Raw genomic sequence first — 1,172 nt, 5'->3', positions numbered from 1 at the left:
CCGACTGAGCTATCGAGGCAACGGAGCGCATTAAAAAGGTTTTTGACCTTTTCGTCAATGGTTTTTTTTTAAATAGTTACTAACATTGTCTTTTTTGTTCTGATTGTTGGTATTTTGAACGTGAATGTTTGGTTTTATATGTTTTTGTAGTCATCGAAACTATTAATACCAATTCGATAGTGAACGTTAAAAATTGAGTGTAAGCATAAAAAATAACAAATTTTAGTCTTTGAAAAAGAATAATTAATACTGAAAACCGTCAAAAGTGATCCTAGTTGTTCTCTCACACGGCGATTAATTATTTTTGACTGGCATCTTTTAGGCTCGATCACGCGATGAGTAGATCCTGAATAGCCTTGTACCTCAGCTTTCGAGATGTGAATGATGGGCTACCCCGTCATTCCCTACAGTGAGGTTACGAACGAGATAGGGAATCTACTATTTGCGCGTTGTGGATTGATTATTTTGGCTGGTGTCTTTTAGGCTCAATCACGCTGTGAATAGATCGCGGATAGCCCGTACCTCAGCTTTCGAGATGTGAATGATGGGCTATCCCGTCATTCCCTACAGTGAGGTTACGAACGAGATAGGGAATCTACTATTCGCGCGTTGTGGATTGATTATTTTGGCTGGTGTCTTTTAGGCTCAATTACGCTGTGAATAGATCGCGGATAGCCCGTACCTCAGCTTTCGAGAGGGGAATTTTATTAAAGTACAGACGAAAAAAAAACTTGTCTTTCGACAAGGTTTTCTTGTTTGGCTTCACTCTACTGGACTGAACCAGTGACATACGGATTAGCAGTCCGCCAAGCTTCTCATTAAGTGCCACCAACTGAACTAAGAGGGAATTGCATTAAACTCCAGATGTAAAAAAGCCCGCAATTGCTTGCGGGCTTTCTTATTTGGCTCCCTCTACTGGACTTGAACCAGTGACATACGGATTAACAGTCCGGCGTTCTACCAACTGAACTAAGAGGGAATTAACTTTTACTATTTAATACGATAACTCGTATTAAATTTTAATATGGTGCCTCGAGGCGGAATCGAACCACCGACACGAGGATTTTCAATCCTCTGCTCTACCGACTGAGCTATCAAGGCAAACACAGCAATATAATTGCTATTGTTGCATTTCTTACCGAAGTAAGAGAATAAATGGTGCCGACTACCGG

The 1,172-nt window shown here is 40.7% G+C and carries 3 tRNA genes; all 3 read right to left on the bottom strand.

Annotated elements, in window-relative coordinates:
- Positions 1–757: 757 nt before the first annotated feature.
- The 3 genes from VXS03_RS20010 to VXS03_RS20000 all read right to left on the bottom strand — a co-directional run bounded on the left by VXS03_RS20010 (position 758) and on the right by VXS03_RS20000 (position 1,101).
- Positions 758–848: transfer RNA gene (locus VXS03_RS20010), tRNA-Ser, on the bottom strand.
- A gap of 55 nt (positions 849–903) precedes the next feature.
- Positions 904–979: transfer RNA gene (locus VXS03_RS20005), tRNA-Asn, on the bottom strand.
- 46 nt (positions 980–1,025) lie between these two features.
- A tRNA-Phe gene (locus tag VXS03_RS20000) sits at positions 1,026–1,101 on the bottom strand.
- Positions 1,102–1,172 lie beyond the last annotated feature (71 nt).

Source organism: Photobacterium sp. S4TG1 (genome assembly GCF_036040035.1).
Classification (GTDB): domain Bacteria; phylum Pseudomonadota; class Gammaproteobacteria; order Enterobacterales; family Vibrionaceae; genus Photobacterium.
Note: the sequence above shows the minus strand (reverse complement) of the source record. Positions and strands in the feature narration are given on the sequence as shown.